General features: G+C 61.0%; 15 protein-coding genes. 4 read left to right on the top strand and 11 right to left on the bottom strand.

Going from position 1 to position 18,182, the window contains the following annotated elements:
• From NOV21_RS09905 to NOV21_RS09925, 5 genes are all read right to left on the bottom strand, one after another.
• The coding region (locus NOV21_RS09905) for a hypothetical protein (RefSeq protein ID WP_283171800.1) at window positions 1–400 on the bottom strand (400 nt) is incomplete at its 3' end.
• A gap of 227 nt (window positions 401–627) precedes the next feature.
• Window positions 628–1,746 carry a coiled-coil domain-containing protein gene (locus tag NOV21_RS09910; RefSeq protein ID WP_283170890.1) on the bottom strand — a complete coding sequence of 373 codons (1,119 nt, stop codon included), beginning with the start codon at window positions 1,744–1,746 and terminating at the stop codon, window positions 628–630.
• Window positions 1,747–2,429: 683 nt separating this feature from the next.
• Window positions 2,430–2,981, bottom strand: coding sequence for a M48 family metallopeptidase (locus NOV21_RS09915; RefSeq protein ID WP_283170891.1), 552 nt, complete (start codon window positions 2,979–2,981; stop codon window positions 2,430–2,432).
• Window positions 2,982–3,067: 86 nt separating this feature from the next.
• The gene (rsmI, locus tag NOV21_RS09920; protein ID WP_283170892.1) at window positions 3,068–3,922 is read right to left on the bottom strand and encodes a 16S rRNA (cytidine(1402)-2'-O)-methyltransferase; all 855 of its coding nucleotides are present in this window, start codon (window positions 3,920–3,922) and stop codon (window positions 3,068–3,070) included.
• Between the two features lie 421 nt (window positions 3,923–4,343).
• Window positions 4,344–5,117, bottom strand: a complete 774-nt coding sequence (locus NOV21_RS09925) for an NAD-dependent protein deacylase (RefSeq protein WP_428978396.1) — start codon at window positions 5,115–5,117, stop codon at window positions 4,344–4,346.
• Window positions 5,118–5,562: 445 nt separating this feature from the next.
• Between NOV21_RS09925 and NOV21_RS09930 the strand changes: the two genes are divergently transcribed.
• Window positions 5,563–6,375: a class I SAM-dependent methyltransferase gene (locus NOV21_RS09930; protein WP_283170893.1), complete on the top strand. Its 813-nt coding sequence runs from the start codon at window positions 5,563–5,565 to the stop codon at window positions 6,373–6,375.
• A 339-nt stretch (window positions 6,376–6,714) separates the two neighbouring features.
• On the opposite strand, the gene NOV21_RS09935 is transcribed toward NOV21_RS09930, so the two are convergent.
• Window positions 6,715–11,184: a 2-hydroxyacyl-CoA dehydratase gene (locus NOV21_RS09935; protein ID WP_283170894.1), complete on the bottom strand. Its 4,470-nt coding sequence runs from the start codon at window positions 11,182–11,184 to the stop codon at window positions 6,715–6,717.
• 50 nt (window positions 11,185–11,234) lie between these two features.
• Complete coding sequence (locus tag NOV21_RS09940) at window positions 11,235–11,852, bottom strand: TetR/AcrR family transcriptional regulator (RefSeq protein WP_283170895.1); 618 nt, start codon at window positions 11,850–11,852, stop codon at window positions 11,235–11,237.
• Window positions 11,853–12,613: 761 nt separating this feature from the next.
• Between NOV21_RS09940 and NOV21_RS09945 the strand changes: the two genes are divergently transcribed.
• A complete protein-coding gene (locus NOV21_RS09945) occupies window positions 12,614–13,390 on the top strand; it encodes a MerR family transcriptional regulator (RefSeq protein WP_283170896.1) in 777 nt (258 codons plus the stop codon).
• A gap of 77 nt (window positions 13,391–13,467) precedes the next feature.
• Here NOV21_RS09945 and NOV21_RS09950 read toward each other — a convergent pair whose 3' ends face one another.
• The 3 genes from NOV21_RS09950 to NOV21_RS09960 all read right to left on the bottom strand — a co-directional run bounded on the left by NOV21_RS09950 (window position 13,468) and on the right by NOV21_RS09960 (window position 14,316).
• Entirely contained in the window at window positions 13,468–13,686 is a 219-nt protein-coding gene (locus NOV21_RS09950) for an NAD(P)-binding protein (protein WP_283170897.1), read from the bottom strand.
• A gap of 69 nt (window positions 13,687–13,755) precedes the next feature.
• Window positions 13,756–13,995, bottom strand: a complete 240-nt coding sequence (locus NOV21_RS09955) for a hypothetical protein (RefSeq protein ID WP_283170898.1) — start codon at window positions 13,993–13,995, stop codon at window positions 13,756–13,758.
• Window positions 13,996–14,028: 33 nt separating this feature from the next.
• Entirely contained in the window at window positions 14,029–14,316 is a 288-nt protein-coding gene (locus NOV21_RS09960; RefSeq protein WP_283170899.1) for a hypothetical protein, read from the bottom strand.
• A gap of 120 nt (window positions 14,317–14,436) precedes the next feature.
• Between NOV21_RS09960 and NOV21_RS09965 the strand changes: the two genes are divergently transcribed.
• Window positions 14,437–15,324 (top strand): LysR family transcriptional regulator, encoded by an 888-nt coding sequence (locus tag NOV21_RS09965; protein WP_283170900.1) that lies wholly within the window; start codon window positions 14,437–14,439, stop codon window positions 15,322–15,324.
• A 192-nt stretch (window positions 15,325–15,516) separates the two neighbouring features.
• Window positions 15,517–16,881, top strand: coding sequence for a PFL family protein (locus tag NOV21_RS09970; RefSeq protein ID WP_283170901.1), 1,365 nt, complete (start codon window positions 15,517–15,519; stop codon window positions 16,879–16,881).
• 501 nt (window positions 16,882–17,382) lie between these two features.
• Here NOV21_RS09970 and nagB read toward each other — a convergent pair.
• Window positions 17,383–18,114 carry a glucosamine-6-phosphate deaminase gene (gene nagB, locus NOV21_RS09975; RefSeq protein WP_283170902.1) on the bottom strand — a complete coding sequence of 244 codons (732 nt, stop codon included), beginning with the start codon at window positions 18,112–18,114 and terminating at the stop codon, window positions 17,383–17,385.
• Window positions 18,115–18,182: the final 68 nt, after the last annotated feature.

An 18,182-nucleotide genomic window follows, 5' to 3' on the forward strand; every position in this document is an offset into this window, starting at 1 on the left:
GGCTCGACTCCATGCCGGGCACGAAGTAGCCCACGGGGTTGCCCTCGATCTGGTAGTCGTGGTGCTGGCGGGCATACCACTCCTTCGTCCCGTTGTCCTCGATCTCCTGGTTGCGGTTGAACGACCATTCGACGTTGCCGTCCCAATCGACCATCGTGACGTCCGTCATATCCTGGTAGGCGAATTCATTCGCACGCCTTCCCAGACTGCCGAACAGATGACCGCCGGGGATCATCTTGCAGGGGAAGCCCTGGAAATCCTTCCAGTGGCGCACGCAGTTGCCGTTCATGTCGATGAGGATGACGCCCTTTCCGGGGCCGGTGAACAGCGTGTAGCCGCTGTAGCACTTCTCAGGTTTGTAAATCGTGGTACCGGTGGGAAATATTGTTGGACGACCCATGTCCTCTCGCTTTCTACTCGAAAAAACTCCCTTCCTCCAGTATCGGGACGGACGGGCTGAAAGCAATGACCATCTGTGGTCGTGTGTCCGAAACTACCCATCTTTTCGGAAATGGGCAAAAACGTCCCGTCTTTCAGCGCGGGGAATGCCCCGCGGTCGGGAACCGATAAAAATCGCCGCGCCAGGGAATGCCCGGTGCGGCGGAATGGCAGACAGCGGGGTATGGGTTAAATCTGGTTCATCTGGTTGAGGACCTTGTTATACCAATCGGTGTAGCTGGGCGGGCAGTACATCTGCGCGGCGCTCAGCGTGAGCGTGCTGCCGTAGCGGCGGGCAAGACCGGACACGTGGGCGTTGATGGCCTCTTCCCAGCTGCCCCAGCTGCTGCTCCCCCATCCCCATGCGTTGTGGGGACGGAAGCAGTAGGAGCCCAGGCTGCTTTCCACGTAGGCGATGGCGGGCGACCAGCGGGGATCGACGCCGTAATCCCATGCCGCCTCGGCGAAGGCCTCGCCCTGGCCGGCGAGGGCGCTGCCGGCAAGATAGTCGTCGATACGGCCAGTCCATTGGTTGACGAAAGCCTTCTTGTCCGCCGACCAGTCGACCGATTCAGCATCGACCGATCCCTCCACCGAGGACGGTTCCTCGGAAACGTTCACGGACGCGTTCTCGGAATCGACGCCTTTGGCCTCGGCCGCCGCAGTAGCCGAAGAAGCTGCCTGCGCCTGCTGCCGATCCGCTTGGGATTGCGCGGCGGCTGCGGCGGCTTCTTGGGCGGCCTTGGCAGCAGCTTTCTCCTCCGCCTCCTGGCGGGCCGCCTTGGCGCTCTCAAGGGCGCGGGCGGCGCGGGCGGCTTCCTGCTTCACGTCGTCGAGCGCGGCATCGAGCTCGGCCTGGGTCGTCTCAAGCGCCGCCTTGGAGTCGGCCAACCGCTGCAATTGGGCGGTGTTGTGGCTGCTGATGCGGTCGAGGTATTCGACCCTCGAAATGAAGTCCGACAGGTCTTCGCTTCCCAGAACCACCTCTAGAAGGCTGCCGCCCTCCTGCTGCACGATATACAACACGCGCAGCGAATCGGCAGCGCTCTCGGTCTGGCCGGGCAGCTGGGCGTTGATCTCCTCTATCTTGGCCTGGTTCTCGGCGATGTCCGATTCGAGCTCGGCGATGCGGGCTTCGGCATTGTCGTACTCCTGCGCCGTCGCCTCGACTTTCTGCTGAAGCTCGGAAAGGTCATCCCCCTCGGCCTGGGCCGCGCGGGGCACCGCGCACAACGCGATGACCACGCAGAGCGCACCCAATGCCATGGCAAGTTTCGCATGGAGCGAAATCTGCGTTTCCTGTTTCATCTCCTTGCCTTTCCAGCGGAGCGCTCCCGCGAATCCGCCGTCGGTTTCCACCGCGGATTCCCCCGAAAAACACCTGGAGCACCGCAGCGCAAATCCTGGATATTATATCGGACAGGGGTCTTCGCCCGCCAATCGGGGGCACCGCAGCTGGGGGCGCGGCGTGGAGAATCTTATATGAATCTATTATCTGAACTGCGAAAACATCGAATGAAGACCCTATGAACCCATCTGTGGCCGTAAAGCGGCCACCCCCAACATATTGATTCTGTTAGTGAATCGAACCGAAGGATGGCGCCCGCGTTTTCCGCTACCCCCAGCGCCATCTCTTCAACTCCGCTATGCCCTCAGATATGCGATCCGGTCGACAGCGCGCCATCTTGCCACGCTGGGCTCGCACGACGGTTTCAAGCACCGCACGTCGCGGAGAAGCGCTGGTTTTCCGGCTTTGCCCATCCAAACCCCGATGGGGGCGTTTTCCAAGCAGCCGAACCGATCGCCCACGCTCCGAGCGACGCCCCGACCGCCGCGTGCCGCAGCCCATGCGACACCGGGTCGGGGCATCGCTTGGGGGCGCAATGCGGCCCAATCGGTGCTTTCCTAGGCGGCGGGGAGCTGGAGCGTCCAGGGCATCGATTCCCGCTCGAGCAACCCGGCGTGCGAAACCGGTCCGGCGCGCGCAAGGACTATCGCGCTAGCTTCGCGACCGCTTCTCGATACGAAGGCAGGAATGATTCGACGGCGGCCCAGAACCTCGGGCCGTGCCCCGGCACGAGCAGATGGCACATCTCGTGGACCACCACGTATTCCAGGCATTCGGGCGGATAGAGCGCGAGTCGGATGTTGATGCACACGCGCCCGGTTTCCGGCTGGCAGCTGCCCCACCTGCTCCGCATGTTGCGATAGGCGAGCTTGCCGACGTGCACGCCCATGATCGGTCCCCACTTCGCAACCAGCAGCGGAACCACAGACTTGATGACCGCGCGCCAGGCTTCGATCTCCTCTTTTGACGCGAGCTCCGCCTGCGAAAGCGGCGAACGGCGCGTGCGCTCCTGCTGCTCGCGGATCCAATGCGCTTGAAGCCTGATGAAATCCTCAACATGCGTGCGCGCCATACGCTGCGGAACGCTCGCTTCGATATGGCCGTCCGCTGCAACGCGGATGCGAAGGCTCTTCACCTTCTTGCGCGTGATGCGCACCTCGAACTCATCGACGAATATCAGATTGTCTTCGACCATTGATATGGACTTGTCCTTTTCTTCTCAATCAAGGGGCCGGGCAGCCATGCACCCAAGGGCCAGACATTCGGAATTCTGCTACATGATCAGGTGAATTCGAGCAGAATCGCGTAAGCGTCGTTGCGTTTGATGTCGAACTCCCGCTGGAGCTGCTTTGCGATGTCCCTTTTGGTGAGCGAGCCGGCATGCAACAGCTCTTCGGCGCGACGACGGGCATCGGCACGGGTACCCTCTTCGGCCGCCGCATGCTCCTCTGCCGACGGCGCATCCACGACGAGGACTATCTCGCCCTTGATCGTCCCCGCATCCTTGCGGCGCGAAAACTCCTCAGCCGCCCTGGGCGCCGATGCCACGTACACTTCTTCATGCACCTTCGTCAATTCGCGGCACACCGCCACCTGACGTTGGGGAAACGCTAGTGCGATCGTCTCGAGAGCACCCGCCACGCGATTGGGGCTCTCGTAGAAGAGCAGGGCGGCGTCGAGCGGAGCGAGCGATTCCAGGGCCCGCTGCCTCTCCCCCGCCTTGCGCGGGAAGAACCCGCCGAAGTAGAACCGCGGACAGGTGAAGCCGCTTGCAACGTACGCCGTCGCGACCGCCGTCGGCCCCGGAAGCACGACCACGGGAGCGCCCGCTCGCCGTGCCGCCGCCACCAAGCGCTGTCCCGGATCGGATACTCCGGGCATGCCCGCATCGCTGCAATACGCCACCGTATCGCCAGCCAGAACCCGTTCGATAATCTCATCGGCCCGGGCGGGCAGGCTCGCCTCGTCGCACCGTTCCACATGCGTGCGGATCTCGAACAGCGCCAATAGCTTCCCCGTCACGCGCGTGTCTTCCGCATACACGGCTCGCGCTTCCTGCAGCGCGTCAAGCGCGCGCAGCGTTATATCCCCAAGATTGCCCAACGGCGTGGGGCAGATGTACAGCGTTCCGGCCATCGCCGTCCTTTCTGTTTGCGTTGGCGCGATCGCACGAGCCGACAGCTGCTGCGTTCCGCGCAGAGCCGATTGCGCTTAAGCCTTTGACGCCACGTTCCGCTTCGGTCCGGCCGTGCCAGCCGGGCGAGGCCGCGTTTCGCATCGAGCTTCCACCCATCGCATCGCATCGCATCGCATCGCATCGATGATACCGCAGCCTGCCGGAACGTCCCTTGTCAACCGTAGCAACCCATACCTTTCGCGTGACGAACAATACGGTTGGCTGTCACGGTTGGCTGTCACCGCGGTTGGCTGTCACCGGTCACCACGTCACCGGTTGCCCCTGCCACTCTACTATGTGGCCTGTCATACTGACACCCGATGCGCGATGGCCGCTGCAACCTTGATGCTTCGCACGGAGGACGGGATGGATACCGAATGATCAAGACCGCAGGAAGCGCGGGTCCAGCACGTCGCCGATGCTCGCTTGCACGCACAGGTCGGCGGCTTGGTCGCGTGGAGTTGCGCCCTTGTTCACGATAGCGAGATGGTCACCTTTGAAGAAATCGATAAAGCTGGCGGCCGGGTAGACCACCAGGCTCGTGCCGGCGACGAGCAGCAAGTCGGCCTGCGCGATGGCCTGGATCGCCGCCGCGATAGTACGCTCGTCAAGCGGTTCTTCGTACAGGACCACGTCGGGCTTGACGATGCCGCCGCACGTCGGGCAGCGCGGGACGCCGTCCGACGATCTTTCGCGCCGCTCCATCATCTCATCGAGACTGTACGCGGCATTGCACGCCATGCAATGGTTGCGCAGCACGCTGCCGTGCACCTCGTGCACACGCACGCTGCCGGCGGCTTGGTGCAATCCGTCGATGTTCTGCGTCACCACGCTATCCAGCACACCCTGCTTCTCCAACTCCGCAAGCGTCCGGTGTGCGCGGTTCGGCTTCGCATCCCTGGCGATCATGCGATCGAAATAGAACCGGAAGAATTCACGCGAATGCCGATCGAAGTAGCTGCGGCTGATCATCTGCTCGGGCGGGACAGCCCCGTACTTCTGACGATACAGGCCATCTGCGCTGCGAAAATCGGGGATGCCGCTTTCGGTGGAGACGCCCGCGCCGCCGAAAAACACCATACGTCTCGGTTCGCACGCACGAATCCACTCCCACAGCTGGTCGGTTTGCCTTGCTGCATGTTCATCCAATGCCATGCCGCGCCCCTTTCGACGAATTCGCGCCCCCTATTGTACGCCGGAGCGATGCGGGGCACAGCATCGGAACCGACGCCATGGTGCCGCAAGCGCGCCCTGCGAGGTAGTCCCAAGTCCAATACCCGTGGCATGCCATGACGCGTCCATGATGGTCATCGTGGTAATTCCCCGAATCGTGCTTGCGGTCCTCTTCCTTGCTCATATCGGCCTCTTCCCTCTCGCTGTGGAGAACCCATCCGCCTTCATCAGTGGAAATTCATTTTCCCGGCATCTACAGACGTCATCGCGGTAAGGTTTGTTGTAGGATGTTACCCGAGCCTAACTATTACGGTATACAAGGCGTTGAGACGTGCGGGGGACGGCGAAGCACCCTGCGGTATGCGGGCGTGAGGAGCTGCGCTCCGCCGGCGCCGTCGAATGGAAACCGGCCAGTAAAGGGAAGACCATGGGTGATTTGCGGGATGTCTCGAAGACGATGCTCCTCACGCTGTATGCGCGGGCGAACTACTCCAAGGGAGAGAAGGCGCTCTTCCGCGACGCAAAGGCGGAGGAGGTGGTGGACCGTCTCGATTACGACTTCGCGGCGGCTTCGAAGGACTTCGCGATGAGCAGCGGAACGATTGCCCGCACGTTGGTTTTCGACGAACTCGTCGGCGGCTTCATCGTCGAGCACCCCGAAGCGATCGTCGTGAACATCGGCAGCGGCCTCGACACGCGGTTTTACCGAATCGGCAACGGCGCAATCGGCTGGTACAACGTCGATCTCCCCGACGCGATGGAGGTGCGGAACGAGATCCTCCCGCCGGTGCAACGCGAGCACAACATCGCAGCTTCCGCGATGGACCCGAGTTGGGCGAACCGGGTCGGCGGCGGCGGGGACATGCTCTTCGTCATCGAGGGCCTTACGATGTATCTCGAGGCAGGCGACGTTGCGCAGATGCTCTCCATCATCCGCGACAGCTTCGACAACGCCCTCGTGATGATGGAGACGACCTCGCCCTTCTGGGTGAGCAAGCAAGGCGTGGAAAAATCCGTGCAGGAGACCGGATCGAAGTTCACCTGGGGGTGCGATAGCTTCGAGGATCTCGGGGAACTCGCGAAAGGGTTCGCAAGGGTTGCCGATGACGACATCCTGCGCGGCATGGAACAGCTTTACCCGGCTTACAGGCTCATAGACTGGATTCCGTTCGTGAAGAAAGCCGCCGAGAAGATCTTGGTTTTCCGCAAAGACGAGAACGCGACAAGCAGGTCGAAATGACAATGGGCGGAAAGAGCGTATCCGAGACGGGAGGCCCGATTCGGAGTGCCGTTGCGTTCAAAGGGCTTTTGGGCAAATCAGTCACGATGTCGGGCCGTAGCGGAAGTCGCAGACAACATCCCCTCCGCCGATTGCCTTGGTGCGCGTGAGCTTCGCTCCCATCATCTGCGTGACGGGCAACCGTATTGACGGGCAACCGTATTGTTTGCCACATGAATGACAGCCAACCGTATTGTTTGTCACGCGATTCCGTGTGACAAACAATACGGTTGGCTGTCACCGGTTGCCCGTCGCAGCGGCGCTCTTACGCAGAGGCGCCGCCATCCCCTATGCAGCCCCCTATGCCGAAGCCGACTCCAAGGCGCGCTGCTCCCTCAGGTTCTCCTTCGCCACCGCGATCATCAGCTTGATGCGGTTGAGCTGGTTCACCTCGGAGGCGCCCGGGTCGTAGTCCACAGCCACGATGTTGCTTTGCGGATACTGGCGGCGCATCTCCTTGATCACGGCCTTGCCCACCACGTGGTTCGGCAGGCACGCGAACGGCTGCGTGCACACGATGTTCGGCACGCCCTCATTCACCAGCTCCACCATCTCGCCGGTGAGCAGCCAGCCCTCGCCCATGGTGTTACCCAGATCGATGATGTCGCTCGCGCCGGCGGCGATCTCCTCGATGCGCGAGATCGGCTCGAAGCGCCTGCTCTTGGCCAGCGCCTTCCGCACCGGGTTGCGTTGCGCCTCGCAGAACGCGACCAACCCCTTGGCGCCCAGGTACTTCTTCAAATCGGGCGTGAGCTCTTTGTGGCGCACCGCGGGGTTCAGCATGCCGAACAGGAAGAAGTCCACCAGGCCGGGCACATTGGCCTCGCAGCCTTCCGCCTCGATCGTCTCGACGATCTGATTGTTCGCCGTGGGGTGGAACTTGACCAGGATCTCGCCCACCACGCCCACTCGCGGTTTGCTGCCGAAATCGACGCACGGCAGATTGTCGAAGTCCTCCACGATGGCGTCCACGGTCCGCTTCACGTCGGACCGGCTCATGGAGCACTCGTGCTCCTTCATATAGTCCATCCATGTGCGGAACAGCCTGTACGCGCTGCCTTCCCTCGCCTCATACGGGCGCGTGCGGTACAGCATCTGCATCAGCAGGTCGCCGATGACGAGCGCGGGGATGGCGGTCAGCAGCATCTTCCCCGTGATCTTGAACCCCGAGTTCGACTCGCCCGTATCGTTGAGCGCCAATGAGATCACGGGCACCTGGTCGAGTCCCGCGTCGTGCAGGCCCTTGCGGATGAGCGCGATGTAGTTGGTGGCGCGGCACCCGCCGCCGGTCTGCGTGATGATGAAGGCCGTCTTGTCCATGTCGTAGCGCCCGCTGGTGGCTGCCTCCATGATCTGGCCCGTCACCAGGATGCTGGGATAGCAAATGTCGTTGTTCACGTACTTCAGACCGGCATCGACCGCGCCATGGTCCACGGCGGGCAGCAGCTCCAGGTTGTATCCGTAGTGGCGGAAGATCGGCACGAGCAGCTCGAAGTGGATCGGGCTCATCTGGGGTGCCAGGATGGTGTAGGTCTTGCGCATCTCCTCGGTGAACTCCACGCGCGGGAACTCCGTGCTGGCCGAGCGGCGATCGGCCTTGAATTCGAAGCCGTCCGTCACGCATGCCCGGCGGCTGGCGGCGAGCTCGGCGGCGGTCGCCTCCGCATTCGCCTGGGCCTCGTCCAGGGCGGGGTCCATGCCAGCCTCCGCGCGCGAGGCCGCCTCCGCTTCGTCCGCGCGCTGGCGCAGGGCGGCCATCAGGCTTCGGATGCGGATGCGTGCGGCGCCCAGATTGGATATCTGGTCGATCTTCAGCAGGGTGTACACCTTGCCGCTGCCTTCCAATATCTCCTCCACCTCGTCGGTGGTCAGGGCATCCAAGCCGCAGCCGAAGCTCATCATCTGGATCAGGTCCAAATCGGTGCGCTGCGTGACCACGCGGGCGGCATTGTACAGGCGCGTGTGGTACATCCATTGGTCGTACACGCGCAGGTTGCGGTCCAGATTGCCCAGATGAGCCACGCTGTCCTCGGTGAGCACCGCCATGCCGAAGCCGGTGATAAGCTCGGGCAGGGCATGGTTGATCTCGGGATCGATGTGGTACGGGCGGCCTGCCAGCACGATGCCGTGGCCATGGTGCTCCTCGAGCCAGCGCAGCGTTTCCTCGCCCTTGGCGCGCATGGTGCTCTTGAAGTCGAGGTCGACCTGCCACGCGCGGTCGACAGCGGCCTCGATCTCCCGCTTAGAGGGGACGGCGACGTTCTTCTCACCCCGCGCCTCCAGCTCCTTCTTGCGGTTCTTGGAAAGGTGCTCGTACAGGCGCCTCTTCAGCGCCTCCTTGTCATCGTAGGGGATGAACGGGTTGAGGAAGTCGGTGCGGCTGGTCTTCAGCTCATCGATGTTCAGCTTCAGCGCCTCGGAGTAGCTCATGACGATGGGGCAGTTGAAATGGTTGTTCGCTCCGGCGTCCTCCTGGCGCTCCCAACGGATGCAGGGCATCCAAATGAAGTCGACGTCGCGCTCCAGCAGCTCCATGATGTGGCCGTGGGAAAGCTTGGCGGGATAGCAGGCGTTCTCGCTGGGCATGCTCTCGATACCTGCTTCGAACGTCTTCTTGGTGCTGGCGCTGGAAAGCTCCACGCGGTAGCCCAGCGTGGTGAAGAAGCTGTGCCAGAAGGGGTAGTTTTCGTACATGTTCAGCGCGCGGGGGATGCCCACCGTGCCGTACGGCGCCTTTTCGCGGGGAAGAACCTCGCGGTCGAACAGCAGGTCGTTCTTGAATTCGAACAGGTTCGGAACGTCCTTGCTCTTCGCCTTCGCGCCTGCGCCGCGCTCGCAGCGGTTGCCCGTGATGAAGCGACGGCGGCGGCCGGTCTCGGGGTCTTTGCCGAAATCGTTTATGGTGAGCAGGCAGTTGTTCGAGCACTTGCCGCAACGGACCGCCGTGTGCTTGATGGTGAGGTTGTCGATTTCCTCGGGTGTGAGCATTTTGGCGCCGCCCGCCGCCGCGCGATCGCGCGCCAGAAGGGCCGCTCCCCACGCGCCCATGAGGCCCGCGATATCCGGACGGATCGCGTCGTGCCCGGCCATGTTCTCGAAGGCGCGCAGCACGGCATCGTTCAGGAACGTGCCGCCCTGTACGATGGCATGTTCGCCCAGCTCGCTGGCGTCGCGCAGCTTGATGACCTTGAACAGGGCGTTCTTTATGACCGAATAGGAAAGGCCCGCGCTGATGTCGGCGACGCTGGCACCTTCCTTCTGAGCCTGCTTCACGCGGCTGTTCATGAACACGGTGCACCGGCTGCCCAAGTCGACCGGAGCGGTCGACTTCAGGGCTTCCGCCGCGAAATCCTCCACGGAAAGGCCCAAACTGGTGGCGAACGCCTCGATGAAGCTGCCGCACCCGGCGCTGCAGCTTTCGTTGAGCATGATGTGCTCGATCACGCCGTTCTTCACCGTGATGCATTTCATGTCCTGGCCGCCGATGTCCAGGATGAAGTCGACGTCCGGATTCAGCTCGCGCGCACCGCGCAGGTGGGCGACGGTCTCGATTTCCCCGCTGTCGGCTTGGATCGCCTCCAGCAACAGGGCCTCGCCATAGCCGGTCGTGGTCACATGCCCGATGGTCACCAAGGGGTTGCCCGCAGCGTCGCGCGGGAGCCGATCCTCCAACTCGCCCAGCATGCGGCGGGCGGTGCCCAGCACGTCGCCCTTGTTGTTGGCGTAGAAGCTGTGCAGCACTTCGCCGCCGCGCCCGATGAGGGTGCTCTTCAGCGTGGTGCTGCCGGCGTCGATGCCCAGATAGGCCTCGCCGCGGTAGGCGGAAAGATCGCCTTGGGGCACGGACGCCTTGGCGTGGCGCGCTCGGAACTCCTCCAGCTCGGCCTCGTTCTTGAAGAGCGGCTCGAGGCGCGGGACCTCGCTCCCCTGCAGGTCGCCCAAGTTGGCCATGCGATCCTTCAACTGTCCGAGCGTGACCGCCTCGTTGTTCCCCTCGGAAGCGAACGCCGCGCCGCGGGCGACGAACAGATGCGATTCCTCCGGCACGATGGCGGTTTCATCCGTGAGCTCCAGCGTCTCGATGAAGCGCTGCCGCAGCTCGGATAGGTAATGCAAGGGACCGCCCAAAAACGCCACGTTGCCTCGGATGGGACGCCCGCATGCCAGGCCGCTGATGGTCTGCATGACCACGGCCTGCAGCACGCTGGCGGCGATGTCGTCCTTCTTGGCGCCCTCGTTGAGCAAGGGCTGCACGTCGGTCTTGGCGAACACGCCGCAGCGGCTCGCGATGGGGTAGATGATGGTATGGCGCGCGGCCATCTCGTTCAGGCCCGCCGCGTCGGTGTCGAGCAGGGTCGCCATCTGATCGATGAAAGCGCCCGTGCCGCCGGCGCAGGTGCCGTTCATGCGCTGCTCGATGCCGCCGTCGAGGTAGATGATCTTGGCGTCCTCGCCGCCCAGCTCGATGGCGACGTCGGTCTGGGGGATCAGGCGCTCGATCGCGGTCTTGTTGGCGATGACCTCCTGCACGAACGGCACGCCCAGCCACTGCGAGAGCAGCAGGCCGCCGCTGCCGGTGATTGCCATGGTCGCCGGGGCATCGCCCAGCTTCCCCAGCGCCTCGCCCACGATCTCCACGATCGTGGCGCGGATATCGGAATGATGGCGGCGGTACACGCTGAAGACAACCTCGTCACGCGCGTCCATGGCCAGCAGCTTCACCGTCGTGGAGCCGACGTCCACGCCGATGCGCAGGTTTCCATCGCTCATGTTCTTGCCCTTTCCCCATGCCAAGCCGCGCTCGACCCAGCATCGTTTTCCTAAAGTTCGATCGATTCGCCCGGTTTGATGAAGAGCAGCCGCTGGGCGACGCGCGCCATCTGACCGCTCGATTCCCTCATACCCGTTTCGAGCCACTGCTCGACCACGCCCAGGTAGGCGCTGGCGTAAAAAACCACGTAGTAGTTCACGAACGCGGTGGGGTGCTCGCGGTACCGCTTGTGCAGGACCGATTGCACCAGCGTGGTACAGACCCGGTCGCGCAGACGGCGCTCGAAGCGCGCGTCGCCGCCGGGACCCATGACCGCGCACAGAAAATCGCCCTGGCTGCGCAGGTAGTCGAACAGGTCGACCAGGATGGGCAGCGGCCTCTTCCGTTTCACGCACGACGCCGCCTCCACCATGTTCAAGGTGGACAGGCGAGCCTGGATCGCCTCAAGTTCCGCCAATATCTCGTCCTCGACCGATTCGACCAGGTCTTCCTTACTCTTGAAGTGGTTGTAGAACGTGGCGCGCGTGATATCGGCGGCAGAGCACAGATCCCCCACCGAGATCGCGTCCAGCCCGCGCTCCTCCATGAGCGCGGTGAGGGCGCCGCGCAGTGCCGCCTGGGTTTTCGCCACGCGTCGATCGCAGGTGTTTGACATCGAACCCGCCACACGCTCTCCTTCCCGCTCGTGCGGTTTCCCCGCATGATGTTCGAGCTGCACGGGGCGATCCCGCCAAGGTACATCGAGCCGAAATGCTCGCGTCGATCCGCCTGCGAGATACCCTTCGCCCCATCCACGCCGTAAAGGCGCCTCGGAGCTTTTATACAGCCTACACATTACTTGACAATGTGTATAAAAAGCATGGTAGCAGTGCGAAACCATCGCCGCAACCCGTGCACCGAACCGTCAAATTTCGGCAAGCAGAACTGTGACAGGCAACTTGACGATATGTTCATCTGTGACAGGCAACTGTGACAGGCAACCGTATTGTTTGTCACATGCGTGACGGGCAACCAGGCGGATTCTAGCGGTCATTCCACCACGATGAAAAGCGACAGACAACCGAGTGACAACTAACCGTATTGTTTGCCACATTCAATTGCGAAGCGCACGGTAATGGAAAGGCAATTGGTTTTCCCTGCAACCAAGACAATCACTTGGGGTCAACCACAAGTCGCTTGCCCGTAATCACGAGAATTCCTACGATTTCGCCAAATGAAAATCCGATTTCGAGAAGCTCGCCATGATGGAAGGCGCGCGAGGCGGGCAGAACATCGCCCGACCGCGCAAAAAGCGATACCACTATTTCAGGTAAAGAAGCAACGCGATGTGACGGACAATACGGTTGCTTGTCACGTGGCGATGCGGTTGCGAGCCCGCTTGACCTTAACGCCGCGGCAAGCCCGATAATGCCATGCAGGAGGTGAGCAATGGAGAAGAAACGCTACACGATCGGCCAGCTTGCAGAACTTTCGGGAGCAAGCCCCAGAGCCATCAGGTATTACGAGGACATGGGGATCATCGCCCCGCGGCGCCTGGCCAACGGATACCGATCGTACTCGGACGCCGACGTTCGGCGCCTCGCTCAAATTCTTTCCATGCGAGCGTGTGGCTTACCGCTCCCGACTATTCGCAAGATCATCGGCAATCCCGAAATTGAGCTGCACGACGCGCTTTGCTCCCATCTCCTCTCCCTGCGTAAGCAGAGAGAATCTCTGGACGAGGCGATGCTTCGCACGAAAAAGGCTATCGCCGCAACGGAAAGGATGGAAAGCATGGATGAGAAAACCGCATTCGAGCAGATCAAAGCAGAAGAGCTTGAGAAGTTCGAGAAAAGGTACGGCACCGAGGCGCGTGAACGATACGGTTCCGAGGCGATAGATGCGACCAACGAGAGGATGATGTCGCTCACGCAAGACGAATGGGAAGCCAAGGAGCTGCTGGAAGATTCAATCAAGGTGCAACTTCGGATTGCGATGGCAACAGGGGATCCCGCCGGCGACGATTCGCATGAGTTGGCTCGCATGCATGAAAGATGGATCCGCCTCCACTGGGGCGAAAGTTACACGCGCGAGGCCCACCGTTCGCTTGCATGCGCCTATCTCGATGACAGCCGTTTTATCGACTACTATGATGGAGCAGCTGGAAAAGGTGCCACGGAATTTCTCGTAAAAGCGTTATTGGGGAATCTTTCGACAACCGTGTAGATGACGGACAAAGGGGTCGTAGACAAAGGGGTCGTAGACTTTTGTCCTGTCCGTGCAGACAAAGGGGTCGAACCACTTCAGGACAAAAGTCTACGACCCCTTTGTCGACCCCTTTCGCCCGTCGCTGCCGGGCTGAACTTGTACCCCGGCTTCATCTCCACGGTCATCGCGGTTCCGCCAATCCACTGGCTGCGCTCAAGAATCGCGACCTTCATGTCGGAATCTTTCGCCAAGTACGTTGCCGTGACGAGTGCAGGGGTGTTGCCGCCTATAATGATGGCATCATAATCCGCCATTGCTTGCCTTTCTCTTCGATCATATATCGATGTTGAAGCCTTCGATGCTTCGAACCCGCTACGCTTACCTTACGAGATCTTCTCCATTGTCACCCCCAATACATTGTCGGCGAGGTACTTCAGCACAGCCGGGATATCGACAATGCCGACCGCCGCCTTGATACTCTCGTCATCCATGAACATATCGGTATCCCATGCCCCCATGAGCGCACCGGTCACGGTGAGCTTTCCGTCTTGAACGCGCACGTTCTTCAGCTCTATCATCGTTGCGCCATCTTCGTTCACGATTTTGCAGGTCTTTCCATCCATCGGAACCCTCCTTTCAATCCCGTTTGACTTGCGCTACATCAGCGCCTTCACCATGAATTTGATGGCATCCTTGTTCATGATGCCTTTCATCTTTTTAACGTCAGATTTTTCGAGAATCACAGCGGCGGCGGTAACCCCCGGAAGTTCAAGATTCAACCTGAGTCCGTCCATATCGTCGGCTTTCGTCAGGCTCATCACGGCAGATGGCCCGCTGATGCGATACCCCAAGCCTTCCACCATAGGTTTGCAAATGTTCGTGTCAGGATCGACCTGCAAATCGATATTCGCAAGCTCTTGGTCGCCATTGAGAAGCAGCTTCATTCTTTGCACCTCCTCCTGCGTATCCGGATGTTTCTTTATTGACATGGTATTCTGCAATTACATGATTATTCCAACTATATAATGTATGATTTAAATAAAATTTTATATAAAGGAGACACAGTGGATACATGGGATCTCGAATGCTTTCTCGCGGTTGCCGATGAGCTTCATTTCGGACAAGCGGCAAGAAAGCTGCATATCGCGGAGCAACCGCTAGGATATCGCGTTCGCAAACTGGAAGATGAACTGGGTTTTAAGCTCTTCGACCGAACAACACGGTCGGTACGGCTAACCCCTGCGGGGTCATCGTTCGAAGGGAATGCCCGCCGCATCGTGGCTCAGCAGCAACAAGCTGTGGAATCTGCACGCCTTATCGCGGGAGGAAAAGCGGGTGTCGTGCGCCTAGGTTACGAATCCGCCACCGTCGTATCGATTCTTCCTGATTTCGTGAGGCTCTTTCGAACAGAATACCCCGAGATCTCCCTCCGCCTCGTCGAGCACAACAAGGACGGCTTGCATCCACTAGCGAGCGGCGATACGGACGCATGTCTGATTACACGATATTCCAATCTGCCAAAAGGATTCGAATATCTGCCCATCCTGGAAGACCGTGCGGTAATCGCTTTGCCAAAGGAACATCGCCTTGCCTCGCGCAAGGAATTGAGCCTTGCCGACCTTGATGAGGTCCCGTTTCTCGGATACGCCGGTGCCAATGGTGAATCGCCCAATTGTTTCATGGAAAAACTCGTCACACATGCAGGCACCGACTCCTCGATATCGCACGAAGCAGAAACGTACACGGCTCTTTTGGGACTCGTCTCAGCGGAGCTTGGGTTCACCATTGTCACCACCTCGATGGCAAGGTTGTTTCCGGACGAGGTCAGCTACGTACCCCTCTCCGACCCCGAAGTCAGTGTGGACTACGGGCTCACATTGCGGGAAGGGGATTCCTCTGCAATCTTGAAATCGATTCGCATCGTTGCTCGCCACCTTGCTCGGATACTATGAGCGTGACGGCAACCAGTTTGACGGGCAACTATTGACGGGCAAAAGTCTGCGACCCCTTTGTCTGCGAATAAGACAAAAGTCTACGACCCCTTTGTCATGCGTGTTATCACGATTGGCTGCCTGCCACAATGCGACATATAAGCTCGAAACGCTATAATCGATGCACTTTCACGCTCGAACAAAGGGGTACGCATGCAGATCACGCCGGCGGAAGTCGCCGAAACCCTGGCCATGGTGGCCCAACAGCACTTGGATATCCGGACGATCACACTCGGCCTCAACCTGCGAGCATGCACCCACGAGGACATCGGCGTGATGGCCCGCAAGGTGTACGATCGCATGACCGCCGCCGCGGAAAACCTCGTGCCCACCGCCGAGCAGCTTGAGCGCGAATATGGCATCCCCATCGTGAACAAGCGCATCAGCGTAACGCCAATCGCGGAGATTTCCGCCGCCACCGATGCATCGGACCTCACCACTGTTGCTATCGCCATGGATAAGGCCGGCAAGGAGGTCGGCGTCGATTTCGTGGGAGGCTTCAGCGCCTTGGTGCAAAAGGGCATGACCGATGCCGACCAAAAGCTGATGGACTCGATTCCGCATGCGCTGGCGGTCACGGACAACGTGTGCAGCAGCGTGAACATTGCCAGCACGCGCGCCGGTATCAACATGGATGCCGCCTGGAAGATGGCGAACATCGTGCTCGAAACCGCGAAGGCGACCGCCGACCGCGACTGCATCGGGGCTGCGAAGCTCGTCGTGTTCGCGAACGCCGTGGAGGACAACCCGTTCATGGCCGGCGCGTTCCTCGGCTCCGGCGAGGCGAGCGAGGTCGTAAACGTGGGCGTCAGCGGACCGGGCGTGGTGCGCGCCGTGCTGGCTGACCTGCCGGAGGACGCCTCCATCACCACCGTCGCCGAAGCGATCAAAGCGACCGCATTCAAGATCACCCGCGCGGGCGAGCTGATGGCGCGGCAGGCCAGCGAGGCGTTGGGCGTGCAACGCGGCATCCTCGACCTTTCCCTGGCACCCACCCCCGCAGAAGGCGACAGCGTGGCGGACATCCTCGAGGCGATCGGCGTGGGGCAGACCGGCGGGCCGGGTACCACAGCGGCACTCGCCCTGCTGAATGACTGCGTGAAGAAGGGCGGCGTCATGGCAAGCAGCAGCGTCGGGGGGCTTTCGGGCGCGTTCATCCCCGTATCCGAGGATGCCGGCATGATACGCGCAGCGCAATCGGGAGCCCTGCGGATCGAGAAGCTCGAGGCAATGACCAGCGTGTGCAGCGTCGGCCTCGACATGATCGCCATCCCTGGCGACACCACCCCGGAAACGATTTTCGGCATCATCGCGGACGAGGCTGCCATCGGCGTGATCAACGCGAAGACCACCGCCGTGCGCGTCATCCCCGCCATCGGGAAGAAAGCCGGGGAGACGCTGGAATTCGGCGGCCTCTTGGGCAGCGCCCCCATCATGGAAGTGGGGAGGACCGCCGGGACCGTGTTCGCCCACCGCGGCGGCCGCTTCCCCGCCCCCCTGAACTCGCTGAAAAACTAGCATCTCCCTCACCGACGCGAAGGAGATCCTCTCCGATGCACGTGCTCGGTCTGATGGGCTGAGAACGTCCGGGCAATCCGCTCCCTCGACCGTGCGATCGAGGGAGCGCGCGAGACGGACATGGCACCGAAGATCGCAAAGCGGCAGGCAAGTCCACGCCCGTTTCGATGCCACGTTGAAATCGAAATCGGCCTTTCAGAAGTCGCTGCGCCAAATAACCCGGTTGTCAGCTTTCTCCAGCCCTGAAACCCGATTTTCGCACCTCGCTGCGCCACTATTGTCGGTTGTCAGCTTTTTTCGAAGCTGCATTTCGCTATCGCGAATAACCGGGTTGGCATTCCCCCAGATAAACGCACACCTTCGCAATTTGTCCTGTTTTTCGCAGGTCGCTCGAAAGCTGACAACCGGGTTATTTGGCGCATAGACTCCCTTTTTTATCCCTCCAGCACACGGAAAGATTGGCAACTGGAGAAATTGGCGTAGAGAGGCGAGAAGGCCGCCCTACAGGTCCAGCAGGCTGCCGGCTTCCTTGTCCACCACAACCGTCACGTCGGCATGCAGCTGCAAAATGCTGGCGGGCACCTGCGGAACGACCGGACCCTGGAAGGAATCGCGCACGATGCGCGCCTTGTTCGCCCCATTGGCGACCAGCAGGATCTTGCGCGCCTTCATGCACGTGCCGATACCCATCGTGTATGCCTGCGTGGGAACGTCCTCCACGGAATCGAAGAGCCGCGCGTTCGCGGTGATCGTGCTCTCCGTCAAATCCACCAGATGCGTGTCCACGGGGAAATGGTCGGCCGGCTCGTTGAAGCCGATGTGCCCGTTGTGCCCCAACCCGAGCAGCTGCAAGTCGACATACCCCGCATCGGCAAGCTCCTTTTCGTACGCAGCGCATTCCGCATCCGCATCGGGGTTCGTGCCGTCCAGCAGATGGGTCCGCGACTTGTCGATGTCGACGCGGTCGAACAGGTACTTGTCCATGAAGTAGCGGTAGCTCTGGTCATGCGTGCCGGGCAGCCCCCGGTATTCGTCCAGATTGTACGTGGTGATGTCGGCGAAGCTGATCTTGCCGGCCTTGCAATCTTCGGTCAGAGTATCGTACAGGCTGATCGGCGTGGTGCCGGTCGCAAGGCCGAGGATGCTATCGGGCTTGGCTTCCATCTGAGCCTCGACGACCTGAGCGGCGACGCTGCCCATTTCCTCATACGTATCCGTGACAATAATTTTCATAGGGGTCTCCTGCCCACATCAACTGCGCAGATTCAAGGGCGCATCAGATTGGTATTATAGAAAATCGT

Source organism: Curtanaerobium respiraculi, from assembly GCF_024609215.1.
GTDB lineage: Bacteria > Actinomycetota > Coriobacteriia > Coriobacteriales > Eggerthellaceae > Curtanaerobium > Curtanaerobium respiraculi.

Excerpts from the sequence above, each read along its gene's own strand:
- NOV21_RS09910 (WP_283170890.1), bottom strand. The coding sequence starts at position 1,746 with ATGAAACAGGAAACGCAGATTTCGCTCCATGCGAAACTTGCCATGGCA.
- NOV21_RS09915 (WP_283170891.1), bottom strand. The coding sequence starts at position 2,981 with ATGGTCGAAGACAATCTGATATTCGTCGATGAGTTCGAGGTGCGCATC.
- rsmI (WP_283170892.1), bottom strand. The coding sequence starts at position 3,922 with ATGGCCGGAACGCTGTACATCTGCCCCACGCCGTTGGGCAATCTTGGG.
- NOV21_RS09925 (WP_428978396.1), bottom strand. The coding sequence starts at position 5,117 with ATGGCATTGGATGAACATGCAGCAAGGCAAACCGACCAGCTGTGGGAG.
- NOV21_RS09930 (WP_283170893.1), top strand. The coding sequence starts at position 5,563 with ATGGGTGATTTGCGGGATGTCTCGAAGACGATGCTCCTCACGCTGTAT.
- NOV21_RS09935 (WP_283170894.1), bottom strand. The coding sequence starts at position 11,184 with ATGAGCGATGGAAACCTGCGCATCGGCGTGGACGTCGGCTCCACGACG.
- NOV21_RS09945 (WP_283170896.1), top strand. The coding sequence starts at position 12,614 with ATGGAGAAGAAACGCTACACGATCGGCCAGCTTGCAGAACTTTCGGGA.
- NOV21_RS09950 (WP_283170897.1), bottom strand. The coding sequence starts at position 13,686 with ATGGCGGATTATGATGCCATCATTATAGGCGGCAACACCCCTGCACTC.
- NOV21_RS09955 (WP_283170898.1), bottom strand. The coding sequence starts at position 13,995 with ATGGATGGAAAGACCTGCAAAATCGTGAACGAAGATGGCGCAACGATG.
- NOV21_RS09960 (WP_283170899.1), bottom strand. The coding sequence starts at position 14,316 with ATGAAGCTGCTTCTCAATGGCGACCAAGAGCTTGCGAATATCGATTTG.
- NOV21_RS09970 (WP_283170901.1), top strand. The coding sequence starts at position 15,517 with ATGCAGATCACGCCGGCGGAAGTCGCCGAAACCCTGGCCATGGTGGCC.
- nagB (WP_283170902.1), bottom strand. The coding sequence starts at position 18,114 with ATGAAAATTATTGTCACGGATACGTATGAGGAAATGGGCAGCGTCGCC.